This window comes from Catenulispora sp. EB89, assembly GCF_041261445.1.
GTDB lineage: Bacteria > Actinomycetota > Actinomycetes > Streptomycetales > Catenulisporaceae > Catenulispora.
Genome location: NZ_JBGCCU010000066.1, coordinates 1 through 1,275, shown reverse-complemented (window position 1 = coordinate 1,275; position 1,275 = coordinate 1). Strand labels below are relative to the sequence as shown.

Sequence of the window (1,275 nt, the reverse complement as noted above, 5' to 3'; positions counted from 1 at the left end):
GTGTTCAGGAGTTTAGCGAGGCGTTCGGCGGGGGTGTCCCAGCCGAGGGTTTTGCGGGGTCGGCGGTTGAGTTGGGCGGCGACGGCGGCGAGGTCTTCTGGGGTGTGCACCGATAGGTCGGTGCTTTTCGGGAAGTATTGGCGGAGCAGGCCGTTGGTGTTCTCGTTGCTGCCGCGTTGCCAGGGTGAGTGGGGGTCGCAGAAGAACACTTGCATGTCGGTGGCCAGCGTGAATTCGCGGTGTCGGGCCATCTCCACGCCCTGGTCCCAGGTCAGTGAGCGGCGTAGGTGTGCCGGCAGGGTCGAGACGGTGGCGATCAGCTGGTCGCGCACGGTGCCGGCGGTGCGATCACCGGGCAGGTGCACCAGCATCACAAACCGGGTGGTGCGCTCCACCAGAGTCCCGATAGCCGAGCGTGCATGCGCACCCAGGATCAGATCACCTTCCCAATGCCCGGGCACCGCCCGGTCCTCGGCCTCCGCGGGCCGCTCACTGATCATCACCAGGGGTTTCGGCAAACCAGAGCGCCGGGTGGGATGCGGCCGGTTGCGGGGCCGGCGTATCGCACGGCCGGTGCGCAGCGCCCCGGTCAACTCCCGACGCAACTCACCCCGGCCCTGCACATACAGCGCCTGGTAGATGGTCTCGTGCGACACGTGCATCTCCAGGTCATCCGGGTGGTCACGGCGCAGCCGGGCCGCGGCCTGTTCGGGACTGAGTTTGTCATCGAGTCCCTGCTGGATCGCGGCCTTCAACCGGGGACACCCGGCGATCTTCCCCACCCGAGGACGCACCCGACGGGCGGCGGCCCTGCGGTCGGCGGCATGCGGGTGATATCCCCGGCCGGGCCCAAGACCGTTGCGCGCGATCTCCCGGCTGATCGTCGAGGGTGAACGCCCCAAGCCCGCCGCGATCTGGCGCATCGAACGACCAGCCAGCAGCCCATCCGCGATCACCACCCGATCCTCGATCGAGAGAAACCGCGCCGAAGGCTCCGGCCGCGCCGGCAACCCAGCCACCCCCGTCTTCTGCGAATCCCCATGCAACCAGCGCCGACCAGTCCGGGGATTGACCCCCACCGCCCGAGCCGCCTCACTCGTCCCCACACCACCTGCCACAGCCACCAAGAATGCCCGCCGCTCAGCCACCAACCGAACCGGCCCCTGCCCAGTGCGATCCGAACGCACCACAAACCCAGACCCAGACACCCTGACCAACCCCATCAACACACGAATGTTGCAACCACCCCCTGAACCCGCCAGGCCTCCGGCGGGC

At 68.4% G+C, this 1,275-nt stretch carries 1 protein-coding gene; it reads right to left on the bottom strand.

The annotated features are described in order from the left end of the window. A partial coding sequence (locus ABH920_RS50020) for an IS30 family transposase (protein ID WP_370356990.1) occupies positions 1 to 1,223 on the bottom strand: 1,223 nt, incomplete at its 3' end. Between the last annotated feature and the right edge of the window lie 52 nt (positions 1,224 to 1,275).